The following is a 17,338-nucleotide window of genomic DNA, read 5'->3' on the forward strand; positions in this document are numbered from 1 at the left end:
ATAGTTCATTAAAGGACCACCTCAAAAAATACTCTCTTTATTAAATTATCCTAAAATTTTTATTTTGTTACTTAAGAAGATTAAGTTTTAATTTTTTATTTTAAGTGTCTATTAAAAAGTAAGGGAACTATAAAATTTATTTTATATAATATTAACGTGCAGAACCACTAACTGTACTTATTTTATTAAAGCAAAAAACAATTTTTTTTTAAAATATATTGATTTAATACACAATTAAGAGTTCTGCATCAAACTAACTTTAAAATAAGTTTGATACAGACCTTTTTAATTATTTACTATTAACTTTATTAATACTTATATTTCAATCATTTAAATACTTTCATACGATTATTTACTGGAACAAATTCTTTATCTTTTGGTGCTGCTGTTGGTTTTCCAAATGGCATTTGTGCTATAAATTTCCAATTGCTTGGTATATTCCATTTTTTACTTACTTCCTCATCAATTAACGGATTGTAATGTTGCAGTGATACTCCAAGTCCTTCAACTTCTAATGATGTCCACACTACATATTGAAGTATACCTGTTGCTTGTTGAGACCAATTAGGAAAATTATCTTTATAAAGAGCAAATTGTTGTTGAAGTGATTCAACTACACTAGTGTCTTCAAAGAATAATACTGTACCATATCCATTATAGAATGAATTAACTCTCTCCTCCGTAGGAGCAAATTTATCTTCTGGAACAATTTTTCTCAAGCCTTCCTTTGTTATATTCCACAATTCTTTATGATTATCTCCAAATAATACAACAACTCTTCCACTCTGAGAATTAAACGCTGTAGGGGTATATTTTACAGCATCTGCTATAACCTCTTCAATCCTTTCATTTGATATTGTTGTTTCGTTGCTAATTCCATATATACTACGTCTTTCTTTTACAGCTGTATAAAAATCTTTTGTCATTTTTTAATTGCCTCCTAATAATTTATTATTTTATTAATATTATAACTATCCTAATTCTTAGCTTTTACATAAATATTTATTATTATGAACTCTACATATTTTTTTATAATATTATATAGAAGAAATCGCCCTATCTAATTCGTTAAAAGTACTATATCCTTGAGCTATTATTTTAGCTTTGTCACCATTTACTGCAATAACTGTAGGAAAGCTTAATGCACCTATTGAATTAACCATGCTAAAATATTTAATAGTATCTTGTTCTAATTCTTTTGAAAGATATTCTTTTTCAAATATCTCTTTAGACATTCCAAAACTTTCAGCTATTTCTGTGTATGTTTCTATTTGATTGACGTTCTTTCCATGTACAAAAAATGCTTCTTGAATTTTCTTTAAAAACTTAAAAGTAATATCCTTATTTAATTTCTGAATTAAAACTAAAGCTTTTGCTCCTGGAAGGCTATCCAAAAATATATCAGAATTTCCTAATATATTTTCATTAAAATTTTGTCCGAATTTTTTGCCAGTTAATTCTTCTATTCTTGAGTTATGCCCTTTTATATATTCTCCTAGACTCTTATTCATAGTTTTCACGTTATCATAAGTCCACATTCCACCAGGTAATATTTCAAAATCATAGTCTTCTTTATATTTTTCCTCTATTTTTGTTATTACATCACTAAATCCATAACACCAACCACACATAGTATCCATAACATAATATATTTTTGTTTTCATAATTTTTATCCTCCTAAATGAATTTATTTTACGCTCATTGTAACCGAAAGAGTTACAACAGGGATAAAAAAATATTTTCCCTATAGAAAATCTATTTTTTATTCTTATATTAAACACCCCGTTGTAACCATTATAGTTTCATCTAAATAAAAAGTCAATAATTTTTATTAAATAAAACTAATTATTGTTTTTTTACATATAGGCTTATTATTTTATCTAAAAAGCTATGCAGTATACTGTTTGTCTATACAATAACAGGTGTTCTATAAGAAAATAAAAAACTCAGAGATGCAACATTTGGCTACATCCCTAAGTTAAATTTTTTTAATTATAAAATTATTTTCTACAACTTATTTATATATATTTTACAAAACTAAACTTAATGTTAGTTTTAGTAATATAAATTATTATAATATTAAAATACTACCCTATTTAGTTAAATATTCATCTATTGCTTTTGCAGCTTTCTTTCCTGCTCCCATTGCAAGTATTACTGTTGCAGCTCCTGTAACAGCATCTCCACCTGCATATACACCTTCTTTAGTAGTAAGTCCTGTTTCTTCTTCTACAACTAAACATCTTCTTCTATTTACCTCAAGTCCTTTAGTTGTTGATGATATTAATGGATTTGGTGATGTTCCTAATGACATTATAACTGTATCTACATCTAATATAAATTCTGAACCTTCAATCTCTATTGGACTTCTTCTACCTGATGCATCAGGTTCTCCAAGCTCCATTCTTATACATTTCATACCCTTAACCCAGCCTTTTTCATCTGCTATTATTTCTATAGGGTTTGTTAATAAATCAAATATTACCCCCTCTTCCTTTGCATGATGAACTTCTTCTAATCTTGCTGGCAGTTCTGACTCTGATCTTCTGTATACTATATGAACTTCTGCACCTAATCTTAAAGCTGTTCTTGCAGCATCCATTGCAACATTTCCACCACCAACTACAGCTACCTTTTCTCCAACTTTTATTGGAGTTGAGTAACCTTCTTTAAATGCCTTCATTAGATTTGCTCTTGTTAAAAATTCATTTGCTGAGAAAACACCATTTGAATTTTCTCCTTGTATTCCCATAAACTTTGGAAGTCCTGCTCCTGAACCTATAAATACAGCATCAAAATTTTCATCTTTCATTAAACTCTCTATTGTTACAGTTCTTCCAACTATAACATTAGTTTCTATCTTAACACCTAGTTTTTTGATATTCTCTATTTCAGTCTTAACTACTGTATCCTTTGGCAGTCTAAATTCTGGTATTCCATATACTAAAACTCCGCCCGCTTCATGTAACGCTTCAAATATAGTTACCTCATATCCTAGTCTTGCAAGGTCTCCAGCACAAGCAAGCCCTGCTGGACCACTTCCTATAACTGCTACCTTTTTACCATTTTGCTCTTTTTTATCTCCTATAAAGACTCCATTTTCTCTACACCAGTCAGCAACAAATCTTTCTAATTTTCCTATTGCTACTGCTTCTCCTTTTATGCCTAAGACACATTGTCCTTCACATTGGCTTTCTTGTGGACATACTCTTCCACATACTGCTGGAAGTGCTGAATAATTTGCTATCACTCTTGCAGCTTCTTCTATTTTTCCTTCTTTAACCATGCTTACAAACTCTGGTATCATTATATTTACTGGACATTTTGTAACACACTTTGGATTTTTACAATTTAAACATCTATTTGCCTCTTCCATTGCTTCTTCCATATTATATCCTAAACATACTTCTTCAAAGTTCTTTGCTCTAACTTTTGGTTCTTGTTCTCTTACTGGAGTTCTTTTTAATTTAAGCATTATTTTTCACCTCCACAATTTCCACAACCACCATGATGAGTTGAACCTTCTTTTTTTCTTAAGATGGCTCTTCCTTCTTCTGTTTTATACATAGTCTGTCTTCTCATAGCTTCATCAAAATTTATAAGATGCCCATCAAATTCTGGTCCATCTACACAAGCAAACTTAACTTCATCTCCAACAGTTACTCTACATGCTCCACACATTCCTGTTCCATCTACCATTATAGGATTTAAGCTTACTATTGTATTTATGTTTAATTCTTTTGTTAACATTGTAACAAATTTCATCATTATCATAGGACCTATAGATATGCAAAGATCATATTTATTTCCTTTATTAACTACTAGATCTTTTAATACTTCTGTTACTAATCCCTTTGCTCCATAGCTTCCATCATCTGTTGCTACATATAAGTTTCCAGAAACAGCTTTCATTTCTTCTTCTAATATTAATGTTTCCTTTGTTTTAGTTCCTACTATAACATCTGCCTCTATTCCATTTTCATGTAACCACTTAACTTGTGGGTACACAGGTGCAGTTCCTACCCCACCAGCTACAAATATTATTTTTTTATTCTTTAACTTATCTAAATCTTCATGTACTAATTCTGATTCTCTACCTAATGGACCTACGAAGTCTAAAAAACTTTCTCCTTCATTGTAAGAAACCATTTTTTGAGTTGATTCCCCTAAAGTTTGTAACACTATAGTTACACTACCTTCTTCTCTGTTATAGTCACATATTGTAAGAGGTATTCTTTCACCCTTCTCATCAATTTTAACTATAACAAATTGTCCTGGATAACAAGACTTTGCTACTCTTGGTGCCTCTATATCCATTAAATATATGTTTTGCGCTAGAACTTTCTTTCTTAATATCTTGTACATTTTATATTACCTCCTATCACTATAAAAGTGATTTATCTGGTGTTACTAGTATTTTAACGTGCTTCTTCTTTTCTGGGCCTGTTAATGCTCCAAAGCCTTCTTTAACAATATCATCTAAATGAATTCTCTTTGTAACATATCCTTCAGCCTTTATTCTTCCATCATTCATTTGTGCCATAGTTGCTTCAAATTCATGTCTATAAGCTAATGTTCCAACAATCTTTTTCTCTGTAAATACTAAAGCATTTGGATTAAACATTAAGCCTTCTTCCCATATACTTGTAACTACCATAGTTCCTGCAAATTTTAAACTATCAATTCCTGTATCAAAACCTATTTTTGCTCCTGTAGTTTCAAATGCTGCATCTACTCCTACTCCATTTGTAAGTTTCTTAACTTCTGCTGCTATATCAACTTCATTTGGATCTAATACAAAATCTGCTCCTGCTCTCTTAGCATATTCTTGTCTTACTGATTTTCTTTGTAAAACTACAACAAGTTTAGCACCAGCTGCTTTTAAACATTCAATAGTGGCTAGTCCAATTGGACCAGATCCTAAAACTAATGCTGTATCTCCTATTTTGAAATCAGCCATTCTTATAGAATGTAGTGCAACTGCCATTGGTTCAACAAGTGCAGCTTGTTCATAACTCATAGAATCTGGTATTTTATGTACAAACTCTTGTGGAAATACAGTGTACTCAGCAAGTCCCCCACCTGTTCCACAAAGTCCATGGAATCCTAAATGTTCGCATAAATTATATTTTCCTTCTAAGCAAGCTGGACATTTTCCACATGCTACTATTGGCTCAACTATTACTCTATCTCCAACTTTAAATTTAGAAACACCTCCCCCAACTTCAACTACATCTCCTGAAAATTCATGTCCTAATACAACAGGTGCAGTAGCTTTACTTAAAGCATGTGGTGTTCCTACTGGTATAAAAATTGGACCACCTAAATATTCATGTAAATCAGAACCACATATACCACACCACTTGATTTTTATTTTTACGCTTCCTTTAGTAACTATTGGTTCTTCTATTTCTTCAACTCTAACATCTTTTTTTGCATACCATAATGCTGCTTTCATATTTTTCTCCTCCTAATTTCCCTGTTAAACTATTCACAATTTATACAAAGCAATATTTATGCCAAAATTATAATCCCCATATTTTACTGAATTATAAATTTAAAAAAGCAAAAAGTGTATCAAAATGAAACAATACTTTATCTCATTTTGGTACACTTTTTTTATTTTTCTCATTTTGATACACATTAATTTTTATAGACAATATTATATTTTTTTATTTTCCTATACAAGGTAGCTCTTCCTATATTTAATAACTTAGCTACCTTAACCATATTTCCATTAGTTTTTTCTATAGCTTTTTGTATTTCTCTTTTTTCTAAGATTTCCATACTTAGCACTTCATTATTTTCATATACAGTTTCCACTTCTAGATCTTCTGTCTTTTTTAATTCCTCTATCTGATATGAATTTAGAATATTATCCTCACTTAAATAATAATCTCTCTCTACAACATTCCTTAGTTCCCTAACATTTCCGTCCCAATAATTATTCTTTAAAATTTCTATATAATCTGAAGAAATTTGTTTTAAATTTTCACCACTCTTAATTGATAAACTTTGAGTAAAATGATTAACTAATAATTCTATATCTTCTTTACGTTCTCTTAAAGGGAGTGTTTTTATATTCATAACACTTAACCTATAATATAAGTCACTTCTAAAGTTTTTGTTGAGTACTTCTTTTTTCAATATTCTATTAGTAGCGCCAATAACTCTTACATCCAACTGTTTTTCAAAAGTTCCTCCAACTCTAACTATCTTTCCATTATCTAAAACTCTAAGCAACTTACTTTGCATATCTAAGGGAAGTTCCCCTATTTCATCTAAAAATATAGTACCTCCATCTGCAATTTCAAATTTTCCTGCATGTCCTTCTTTAGTAGCTCCTGTAAAAGCTCCTTTTTCATAACCAAAAAGCTCACTTTCCACAAGTTCTCTAGGTATAGATGCACAATTTACAGCAACAAAGGGCCCATTCTTTCTTTTACTACCATTATGTAATGATTGAGCTATAAGCTCTTTACCTGTACCACTTTCTCCCTCAATTAATACATTACAATCACTTTTTGCTACCTTTTCGGCAAATTTTATCATAGATATCATCTTATCATTTCTTGTCACTATATCATCAAATGTATAACTAGCTTTAAAGCCAGCTAATTTGCTAACTAATTTATGTACATATTTTATTTCTTTAAAGGTTATTACAATTCCAATATTTTTATTATTTGATTTCATTGGAACTACACTAATAATGCATTTTATATTTTTATTTTTGCCCTTTAAGTCACATTCTCTGTTATGTATTTCTTTGCCTGTTTCTTTTAATAAACTTTTAAAATCTATATTAGTAATAAAATTTTTAATATCTAAATTTATAGTTTCCTCTAATGTTAGTCCTAATATTTCCATAGCTCTACCATTAATTCTTTTAATACTAGAAAAAGAATCTATAACTATCATTCCATCTGATATAGAGTTAAAGGTTATATTTAAAAGATTATAAGAATTACTTAATGCTAATTGCTTTTGTATTGACTCTGCTGCCGATGTTACTATGCCTAATGTATGCGAGTGTGCATCATAATAATTTCCAGCCATATTTATACAACCTATTACATTTCTATCTTCATCATATATAGGTGATGCGGAGCATGTCCAAGAATGTTGATCACTTCCAAAATGTTCTGCTCCTATTGTTTGCATTGGTTTATTCAAGTAAAGCGCTGTACCTATAGCATTTGTACCAACAGCTTCTTCACTCCATAATTCACCTCTTAAAAAATTCAATTCATTTACTCTCTCCATTATATCTTTATCACCAATAACCTCAAGTATATAACCTTCTTTATCTGATAAGATTATAGCAAAGCCTGACCCTTCAACTATCTTATAGATACTTTCCATAACAGATTTTGCAACATTTATTAATTCTAGATTTCTCTCTATAAGCGCTTTTATATCATTATTTTTGTTTTTTCCCTTACCACCCATAGGACTAACTCCATATTTTTTACAACGAATCCATGATTCTAAGATATCTTTTCTTATAGTTTCATCAATTATATCATTATATACGAATTGTTCCCAACTATTTTTTATATTACTTGTATAATCTTCCACAATATCCCCCTTCATTTAGAACTGTTAAATCTTATTATAACTTATAATAGCACAAAAGTGATTTAATAATTATACATTTTTCTATACATAAAAAGGTATTTATAAAAAAATCTAAGAAAATATAATTAAAAAGAGATTATAAGTTTAAAACTAGTAATCTCTTTTTTGTTCCACACTAATTTACTTTTCAACTAATTTCATTGCCAGTAACTTTAAAATTTAAATATTTTTCTAATCGGTATCTGCTGAAAAAGTAAATGATACATCTGTTCCACCCTCAGGACCAACAAATAAAGTATATTTCTCATTTGCTTTACCTCTTAATATAAATGGTCCTTTATCAATATCAACACCCTTAAATTTTAGAGTAAATTCATTTTTAGCACCAGATCGTACTGTCACACGATTATCATCATTTAAACAGGTTGAGTAATCATTTTTATCTCTATCAATTATGTAATAGTTATTTTTAAATAGTATGTAAGAATCATCAGTATTATTAGTCAAGCTACAATATACTTGTACTCCATCTTCTGTTAATTCCATATTTGTTACTTCGATTTCAACACTGCTATCACCTACATTTATTACTTTCTTAACATTTCCACTTACATGCTTTGTTGACTCATCTGCTTTAACATTAAATTGAGAAAAAGTAATTACTATAATTCCGATTAATATTGAGAATATAAGTTTTTTTATCATTTTCATGGCCACTCCTCCTAAATATATTTTCTATGCATTAATTGTTTTAACTAACATTTTAGAAAAAATCAATAAAATATTTTCAATATAGCAGTATTTTTTATTTCTCACACTTTAACACCACCTTTCTTATATAGATATTATTGGAAACCTTATATTGAATTATGCATAAAATTAAAAGAAGATCTTGTGGCAAAATTTATTTTGTAAAGTCTATAAAAATTAACCTACTATTTTTAATAAATAAATTAAAATATTTATTAGCAAAGTTATATTTAAGAAAATATTACACGAAAAAATCCTACGTTTTACTTATACGTAGGATTTTCCAAATTCATTATTTTATATAAATCGATGTATTTTATAAGAGCCACCTATCTCATTTAAACACTTTGCCCATTTAACATACTAAGCATATCCTGTCTTTCTCTAGTAAATCTATTATATACACTTTGTCTTATTTGTGAAGAACTACTTCTGAAGTATATATTAACTTTTTGACGTTCAGTATATAAATCATTAATAATGTTAGCATCACTACCATTTAAATTTAATTTAGAGAATATAGACGCAGCTCCACCAGGTCCATGCTGTACCGCTGTAGACCATAAACTTTCCTTTAAAGCATTACTTTTCTCACTTATATCAAAACCATATTTTGACTTTAATGTAGCTGCAGCTTTATCATAAAAGTTTTCTTTTATATATTGCTGTTGAAGTCCTAAAAATTCATTTCTATTACCTCGAGCTTCTTGAGTCCATACATTATCAAAATTAGCCCCATAAGTATTACCATCAATGATTTTTGCATTCATAAACTTGTTATATAAATTGCTATCCTTATCTTTAAGTGAATTTATAAATGAACTTAAAGATCCTGTATTAGCTGAAAATTGCCATGCACCATAAGATTTTCCGCCATAATCTCCTGGAGTATTACTTATTGCTCCTGGATCTAGATTAGATTCATATTTAGATGCACGTAAACCTAACCCATTAAAGCCATTACTTGTCCCATCATAACCACCAGATAATGACATAGAACTTTGTCTTATATTTGAACTAAAATCACTCATTGCACTTAATGAATTACTTAAACTAGAAGAACCATTATTGCTTAGAGCAGTTAGCAATATTTCTGACATCATTGAATCACCTTTACTACCCATCATCTTAGTTAACATAGTAGAAAATAGCATTTCTTGCATTGCTTTTTCAACAGCAGCGTTCTCTTTACTTGTTTCAGTAACTGCAGTACCTGTTTTACTATTTGTTTGAGTTTTATACTGGGTTGAAAGTGTATTATTTGTTGAAGTTCTATTTAACTCCATAAAACTCACCTCATTTATTTAAAAGTATTTTCACATTTTATAACCTAAAACTCTCATAACTATTTTCATAAATTGTTATAATAAATACTTATCAAAATTTTATATAGTTATTTACTTTTTATTTATCGTATAATCTATACTAAAATTAATAGCATTTTTGAAATTATTTTTTTAAAATTTTAAATTATTTGTAAAATATATGTATATTAAGCTTAAATATCAAGTATTTATCTTTTAAAATTTAAATTTTTGCTGTAAATTTTTTATTTTTTATAAAAGAACATTCTTTATTAATATCTATACAATAAAAGCCTAGTATTTAATTTAACCTCAAATACTAAGCTTTACATTATATTCAAATTATTTGTTCTAATTCATTTCTAAAATTAATTTCTAGTATACTAATTAATCTTACATTAAATATATCTATTAAATATTTTAATACATCCACTAATACTAATTATCTTATCTTTACAATTGTTAGTACTGTGTTCACAAATCCCATAACCGCTACGCTTTGATTAACCAAACTTAGAGTTGAGAAATTTAAAGCTACATTTATTAAAATTGTTTTAGATAAATTTAATTCAAAAGGTACTAATCCAACATTTACTGGTTGTGGAGGTACTTGTACCCTTGAAACCGAATCTAAAAGAGGGTTGCTATTAAAAGCTAGTGCAATTATTGCTTCATTTGTTCCATATGGTGTTGTAGTCCATACTGCTGATGTGCTATAAGATACTAAATATACTCCTCTATTTAAAACTAGTTTACCATTTTTATATATTATATTAGGGCCATTTCCACCAATTACTGCAGAGCCTAAATCCAATAAATTTCCTGAAAGTACATTTTGTAATTGCGGTCTAGATAGTTCTGCTTCATTTATATTTTCAAAATGGTTATCACAACAACATGCCATAATAATTACCTCACTTCTTTTTTATAGTATAATATATGCATAAAATAATATTATGTGAAGTAATTTAATATTTTATTGAAGACTTGTATTGTCCCAAAAGTCATCCATTTCTTTCATAATCTCACTTGCAGGTATTAACGTAGCTTCTTCGATTGATTTCCCTGTCTTTTGTAAATAATGCTTGATCATATAATAACCACATGCATATCCTGCGCAATAAGGAAGTCCTACTGGAAAATATCCTTGAAGCTGTGCAAATTCATCTCCCCAAAGGTAAGCTGATATATTCGGTAGTCCTTGTACATCTAAAGCTTCCTTAATAATTGGCTTTATATAATTATTTAAAGTATTTATATCTGTTTTACTTACCCAAGGTCCAATCATTTCCTCTCCAAACAGTGAAGTTGCAAAATTTTCAGCAAGTCCTTCACAAATCATCATCTCTGCTAGTGTAACATCATTTTTCCACTTTTCAAACTGAAAACGTACATTATGATTACATTCATGAGCCAAAGCAGCAGGAATTCTTCTTATGTTATATTCATTTGGTACAATCCCTATAAAGATATATCCAGGTATTCCTCCATCTCCAATATACCCATCACTCATTGATATATATGGACTTTTAGGATTTCCAAGTACAATACTAAACCTATAATCATTTACTGGTAATTCATAGCCTAACTTTGTAAATCTTTCTAATGAAAGTTTAATTGTATCTTCACATTCTTTCCATAACCCCTCATTTGATATAATTTCAATATTTTTTCTTTGAGTAGTATCAACTTCTGATGGAGGCAAAAATCCAAGCATTTTACTGGCCATAATTACATCGTAGCCATTTTTTTGCATAGATTTAATTGGAACATTGATACAAGACCACTTAAATTCAAAAGGCTTCATCATTTCATATCTGTAAATATCATCCCTCTTCTCTATTGATGAATTCATCATATTTTTGTAAATTTCATCTGACCGTATTAATATAATATTCATAATATCATCTTCCTTTCAAGGAAATTCTAGCTTATCACGTAACGTTAGAGTCAATAGTTTATTTAACAAAAAAATTAACTCCCTTATAAAATTAAGGAAGCTATTTAAACTTAAATAAATTTTTTCAAAATATTAATATTACTTTTCAACAAATATTTGTTGAACTAAAGGTAAGACTGTTCGTAATAAAAGCCTTTTTGATATAGTAATTATTTGATAGTTTTAAATCCAATTAGTTCAACATCTTGAGCCATATAGCCTGGCTTTATAGTTTGTTCTTTCATAAGATCTGTAGACAAATATTTTTTGTTATCATCAGCGAACACTGTAACAACAACCGAATCCTTATTTTCTAGAATATCTTGTGCTTTTAAAGCACCTAAAAAATTTGCACCAGAAGATATTCCAACACCAAGACCTAAAGTCCTAGCAAGTTTCCTTGACATATTTATAGCATCTGCATCATCAATCATAATAATATCATCAAGCTCATCTAGTTTAACAATTTTAGGTATAAATTCATCACCTATTCCAGCAATTCTATGTTTTCCAATTATTTTTCCTCCTGAAGCCATTGTTGGAGAATTGGATGGATCAAGAGGAAATGCCTTGCAATTTGGATAGAATTCCTGAATAGACTTCTTTATACCCATAATAGTTCCACCAGTACCAACACCTGCAACAATAGCATCTGGTGTTTTCTCAAATTTAGAAAGTTGGTCTAGAATTTCTTTTCCTGTTGTTTCATAATGAGCAGCCACATTTATGGGATTTGAAAACTGTTGAGGCAAAAATACGCCTTCTTTGGCTCCCATTGTATTTGCAAGTTCAATAGAACCTGTAAAGCCACCTTCTTCCTTAGAAACTAACCGAATAGTTGCTCCAAAACTCTTCATAATATTTACACGTTCCTTAGTCATCCAATCAGGCATAAAAATTGTAACAGGATTTCCAAGATAAGCCCCTATTGCCGCAAAAGAAATTCCTGTATTGCCGCTTGTTGCTTCAGCTATCCTATCTCCCTCTTTTATAATACCTACTTCGTATGCATTTTTCATAATATTATAGGCAACTCTATCTTTAATACTCCCTGAATAGTTGTAGTATTCTATTTTAGAATAGACCTTTCTTTCTTCTCCTTTATATTTTAGTGAAATTTCAAGCATTGGTGTATTACCAATCATCCTAGCTAACTGCTCAAATTTTTCGGCCATATTCTTACTTATAACCATACTTTATCACCCCCAATTATTGTAATATATGCTGCTTAAGAGCAAATTGTTTTGAGTTGTACTATATTATTAATTTCATACCTTTTGTAATACTAAATTATCTTGAATTTTTATGAAGAATAAACTTATAAAATATTACATCTAAAATTAATTTATTTAGTTACCATTTTTAACTTTTCTTTCTTTATCCTATTTATATTATAGCAAACTTTTTCCATATCTATATTTGTAAATATTCCATCTTTATATACTATATCTCCATCTATTATAGTAAGACATATATCGTCTGATTGTGCAGAATAAATTAAATTAGCTAGAACATCATGTACAGGTTGCATATGAGGTCTATCAAAATCGTAAATTACAATATCAGCTCTGTTTCCTACTTTTATTGCTCCACAATCATTTCTACCTTGAGCCTTAGCAGCATTTAAAGAAGCAATTTTCATCACTTCTTTTGTACTTAGAAATAATGGATCTTTATTAACACCTTTATGTAATAAAGCTGCAAGATTAATCTCTTCTATCATATTTAAATTATTATTACTTGCTGCACCATCGGTTCCAATAGTTACATTTATATCATGTTCTAGCATAGATTTTAAAGGAGCTATACCACTTCCAAGTTTTAAATTACTGCTTGGACAATGAGCTACCGTAACATTATTTTCTCTAAGTATATCAAAATCATCACCTTCAAGATAAACACAATGTGCTGCTATAGTATTACTTTTGAATGTTCCACAATTTAAAAAGTATTCTACTGGAGTTACACCAAATCTTCTTTTACATTCCTTTATTTCTAACTCTGTCTCAGATAAATGAATATGCATATTCATATCTGTATTATTACAATATTCCGAAATTTTTTTAACTGAATCTTCACACGAAGTATATACAGCATGAATTGAAACATCAGCTCTAATTCTATCAGTATTAATATTTTTTATATATTCATTTAACATCTTTGTTTCTTTATAAGCATTTCCATTAAAATAATCTTTTCTTCCTTCAATATCAGCATAACCATATGACAAATTAGCCTTAATTCCTGTCTCATAAACAGCCTTCAATATTCCTTCCAAATTGAAGTACATATCATTAAAAGATACTACTCCACTTTTGAACATTTCTGAAATACCTAATAACGATCCGTAATAGCAATCTTCATCTGTAAGAAATGATTCAAATGGCCATATTTTTTCACCTAACCACCTATCAAGTGGTAATCCTTCCCCATATCCCCTAAGTAAAGTCATTGGTACATGGCAATGTGTATTAATAAATCCTGTAGTTGCAACCTTATTCCTTCCATCATAAATATAACCATTATAATTTTCTGGTATTTCTTTGCCTATATAGCTTATTTTCTTTCCTTCTATAACTATATTAGTATCTTTTATAACATCATAATTTTCATCTATTAGTGTAATATTTTTAATTAACATAAAAATCCTCCTATTTTATCTTTTTATTAAGTAATAGCACTTTTAAGCACAAAAAACTACCCTAATAACTGAATTCATAAGTTAATTCCATCAAAAGAATTAACTTATAATCAACTATTACGGTAGTTGGTAGAAACGTTCAACCAATTATGAACTTATATAAGTCAAGTTTAATTATATAAAATTTACTTTTAATTATATAAAATATATAATCATTTTTCAACTAAATTATTTATATTCAATTATACCTTTAAAATTCTTATTATTTTTTCTAATATAAAGAACGAACCATTGAAGTTGTTAATGTTATGCTCTAACTTATAAGTTATTCTCTTCAATAAACTTTATAAACTTCTTTTCACTCAAAATTTCATTGGTTATGAAATTCCCATTAAAAAAGAAACTATAGGTAGTAAATGGTGATGGAGCATTTTGAGCTTGCTTTTTATTTTCATACCTTTGTATCTTTAAATCTATTTTCTTACTATCAGCTATATTTTTTGCTATTTGAACATACTTCTCTGTATAAGGACATTGGTTACTATAATATATCCTAAGTCCCTGTTCTGATATTTTTCCTTTTTTAGCACAAAGTTTAATTTTAGGTATTAAATAATCTTCTTTAAAAGGAAAATATAATAATTCATAATAAGGTTCTGCAGTATCTGCTATTTTAAACCCCTTGTATTTTAAATAATCTCCGTCAGTTAAAAACGGAAGTTTCTTTTTTGATGCTAAAGCAACTATACCTTTTTTACCTTGTTTCTTACTATCATTAATACATTCATCTAACAATAAATTTGAAATTCCTTTACCTTTATATTGTCCTGATACCCAAAGACAATCTATAACCATATATCCGTCTGCACTAATCGGATACCAAGAATTTTCTGCTGGTATATATTCTATAAAAACTTTACCTCTTACATTTAGTTTCTTAAAGATTAAACCATCTTTAAAACGTTCTTTTAACCATTCCTTTTTCGCTTTTACACATGATTCACCTTTTTTTTCGGAAACTACACAACATATATGCTCTTTATCAATATTGTTTTCCGTTATACTAATAATCTCCATATAAAATCCCTCCCTTCATATTTATACTAAATGAAATAGGACATCATTATGTCTTATTGTTTTTTAAAAAGCACTTATTTATAATTAAATAATTTAAAATTAATGTATTTGCAGATTTTAAATTTGTATTTTTTCTTTTATTTCACTTATTTCTCTTTTTTCATAATCACTTAAACTTAAAATATATTCATAAAATTTATTATACCATTCTTTTTCATATTCACCTTCAAAGTTTAGATTACATACATACTTTGATAAAAGACTACTTTCAAATTTCGATAGGCTTTTAAAATATTTAATATATTCATCATCAAATAGGCATTCAGCATTTAACATATCAATTAAATCTTCTAAACTTTTGATATTCTCCTTAATTAAAATGATTTTGTCATTTACTAAAGAGCAATCCCTAATTTCTTCAGTTAAATCTTTAAATTTAGAGTTTGGCATTTTTTCTCCATCTATATATTTAAAATTATTCTCATATATATCTTGCTTAAAAGATATAAATACTTTTTCTAATTTATTTATTTTTATACTTTCGTTTACTAATGAAGTTATTTTTAATGTAGCAGTTTCCATATAAGCTATTAAGTTTTCATTTTTAATATTTAAACTTTCACAGCATATTCTCATATGTTTTAACAATTCTTCTTGTAATCTATCGAAAGATAGTTTTTCCAGATTATTCTTTATATAATCCCTATCTAAATTACTAATATTTAGGCTATTTAAATCTTTACCGCAAATTAATACTCCTAAAGCATTAACAAGTACTAATTCAAAAACATTTATTAGTAAAACTTCACTTTGCTCATCATAGCCTTTTAATAATTCTACTATTTCAGCTATATCAAATTTATTACAAAACTCATTTTCTAGGTTTAAGTCGTTTAAATAGTTATACATATATTCGACACCTACATAATTTATGTTATCAAAGGAAAGTTGATAATCTATTGAGCATGGAGTTTCATGAGAATAAAAAAAAGCATCATATTCTTTAAAAAATAACGAAAGACCATCGTTTATAGTATCATTGTATGAGTAATTGTTTATGGCTAATTTATTCTCGCTAATTTTATCAAATAATAGTCTACTTTCTAATACCTTTTCACTAATTAAATCTTGACCTCTTTGTAACATTTCAGATAAACTAATATTCTTTAATTGATCTATAATAAGTTCTTTATCATTAAAAGATTTCAAATAAATTCCTATTGTATAATCAATACTATTTAAAATTTTCTCAGCAATTTCTATCATAACTGAACTACTATCGTCTTTTGTGTAATATTTCAGCTTTTCTCTTAAAAGTTCCATTCGTTCACTATAAATCTTACTTAATATATAATCATCTAATATCTTTTTCTCATAACATCTTAATAAAATATCTTTAAAGAAACTTTCTTCACTAATCTTATCTAAAAAAACATATTCTCTTAAACTACTTTTCATATTTACACCTTATAAATCCTTCTCATTATCAAGATTTGTATAATCTTTAAATCCGCTTTTTATATTATTTGCAATCCTGTATAATACCTTCCCTTCCAATAATTCCAAAGATCCTTGGCAATAATTATCAAATTTTTCTTTCATGATTTCTATTAATTCCTCATCACCTATATAATCTAAAGTTTCATTTTTGTAATTATAAAAAATTTCTACAAGTTCATTTATTGTATCACTATAATTATATTGAGATATATACGGTGAATCGCAAAAAGAAGTAATAATTTTATTTATAATTTGACCATTAAACTCTATTCTTCCAGTCTTCTTAAGTGCTATATTTCTTGTGTTAAGAATTTCTTTAACATCTGCATCAGAGAGTTTTAGACTATACTCTCTTGTAAGTTCATTACAAGAGAGTACCTCGTTAAAAACTTGTTTTTCTAATAAATTATTTTTAAATAGATCAATAGAATTTTTCATTATTTAAAACTTCCTTTCAAATAAGTATTGACTTTTATTTATAAATGTGATATGATTAAAATGATATATTTATAATTGTTTATTATAGCATTGGCATACATTTTTGTC

The 17,338-nt window shown here is 28.1% G+C and carries 15 protein-coding genes and 1 riboswitch; all 15 genes read right to left on the reverse strand.

Annotated features, from left to right (window positions below):
• Positions 1–326: 326 nt before the first annotated feature.
• On the reverse strand, positions 327–926 hold the full coding sequence (locus tag BUB01_RS14155) for a nitroreductase family protein (protein WP_072989116.1): 600 nt from the start codon (positions 924–926) through the stop codon (positions 327–329).
• A gap of 111 nt (positions 927–1,037) precedes the next feature.
• A complete protein-coding gene (locus BUB01_RS14160) occupies positions 1,038–1,664 on the reverse strand; it encodes a DsbA family protein (RefSeq protein ID WP_072989119.1) in 627 nt (208 codons plus the stop codon).
• A 428-nt stretch (positions 1,665–2,092) separates the two neighbouring features.
• On the reverse strand, positions 2,093–3,475 hold the full coding sequence (gene gltA / locus BUB01_RS14165; RefSeq protein WP_072989122.1) for an NADPH-dependent glutamate synthase: 1,383 nt from the start codon (positions 3,473–3,475) through the stop codon (positions 2,093–2,095).
• Positions 3,475–4,365: a sulfide/dihydroorotate dehydrogenase-like FAD/NAD-binding protein gene (locus tag BUB01_RS14170; RefSeq protein WP_072989126.1), complete on the reverse strand. Its 891-nt coding sequence runs from the start codon at positions 4,363–4,365 to the stop codon at positions 3,475–3,477. The genes gltA and BUB01_RS14170 overlap by 1 nt, the downstream gene beginning before the upstream one ends.
• Before the next feature lie 19 nt (positions 4,366–4,384).
• Complete coding sequence (locus BUB01_RS14175) at positions 4,385–5,458, reverse strand: 2,3-butanediol dehydrogenase (protein WP_072989129.1); 1,074 nt, start codon at positions 5,456–5,458, stop codon at positions 4,385–4,387.
• A 185-nt stretch (positions 5,459–5,643) separates the two neighbouring features.
• The gene (locus tag BUB01_RS14180; RefSeq protein ID WP_072989131.1) at positions 5,644–7,581 is read right to left on the reverse strand and encodes a sigma-54-dependent Fis family transcriptional regulator; all 1,938 of its coding nucleotides are present in this window, start codon (positions 7,579–7,581) and stop codon (positions 5,644–5,646) included.
• A 231-nt stretch (positions 7,582–7,812) separates the two neighbouring features.
• The gene (locus tag BUB01_RS14185) at positions 7,813–8,292 is read right to left on the reverse strand and encodes a hypothetical protein (protein WP_072989134.1); all 480 of its coding nucleotides are present in this window, start codon (positions 8,290–8,292) and stop codon (positions 7,813–7,815) included.
• 377 nt (positions 8,293–8,669) lie between these two features.
• Positions 8,670–9,617 carry a VgrG-related protein gene (locus BUB01_RS14190; protein WP_072989137.1) on the reverse strand — a complete coding sequence of 316 codons (948 nt, stop codon included), beginning with the start codon at positions 9,615–9,617 and terminating at the stop codon, positions 8,670–8,672.
• 460 nt (positions 9,618–10,077) lie between these two features.
• Positions 10,078–10,539, reverse strand: coding sequence for a hypothetical protein (locus BUB01_RS14195; RefSeq protein ID WP_072989140.1), 462 nt, complete (start codon positions 10,537–10,539; stop codon positions 10,078–10,080).
• 72 nt (positions 10,540–10,611) lie between these two features.
• Positions 10,612–11,535, reverse strand: coding sequence for a DUF2268 domain-containing putative Zn-dependent protease (locus BUB01_RS14200; RefSeq protein ID WP_072989144.1), 924 nt, complete (start codon positions 11,533–11,535; stop codon positions 10,612–10,614).
• A 209-nt stretch (positions 11,536–11,744) separates the two neighbouring features.
• A complete protein-coding gene (locus BUB01_RS14205; RefSeq protein ID WP_072989157.1) occupies positions 11,745–12,767 on the reverse strand; it encodes a PLP-dependent cysteine synthase family protein in 1,023 nt (340 codons plus the stop codon).
• A 152-nt stretch (positions 12,768–12,919) separates the two neighbouring features.
• The gene (locus BUB01_RS14210) at positions 12,920–14,215 is read right to left on the reverse strand and encodes an amidohydrolase (protein WP_072989160.1); all 1,296 of its coding nucleotides are present in this window, start codon (positions 14,213–14,215) and stop codon (positions 12,920–12,922) included.
• 87 nt (positions 14,216–14,302) lie between these two features.
• A riboswitch (purine riboswitch) is annotated at positions 14,303–14,398 on the reverse strand.
• Positions 14,399–14,533: 135 nt separating this feature from the next.
• Positions 14,534–15,292, reverse strand: coding sequence for an N-acetyltransferase (locus BUB01_RS14215; RefSeq protein ID WP_072989163.1), 759 nt, complete (start codon positions 15,290–15,292; stop codon positions 14,534–14,536).
• A 117-nt stretch (positions 15,293–15,409) separates the two neighbouring features.
• Positions 15,410–16,750: a DUF6179 domain-containing protein gene (locus BUB01_RS14220; protein ID WP_072989167.1), complete on the reverse strand. Its 1,341-nt coding sequence runs from the start codon at positions 16,748–16,750 to the stop codon at positions 15,410–15,412.
• Positions 16,751–16,759: 9 nt separating this feature from the next.
• Complete coding sequence (locus tag BUB01_RS14225) at positions 16,760–17,230, reverse strand: DUF6323 family protein (protein WP_072989169.1); 471 nt, start codon at positions 17,228–17,230, stop codon at positions 16,760–16,762.
• Positions 17,231–17,338 lie beyond the last annotated feature (108 nt).

It is taken from the genome of Clostridium cavendishii DSM 21758 (assembly GCF_900141845.1).
Taxonomy (GTDB): Bacteria; Bacillota; Clostridia; order Clostridiales; family Clostridiaceae; genus Clostridium_AG; species Clostridium_AG cavendishii.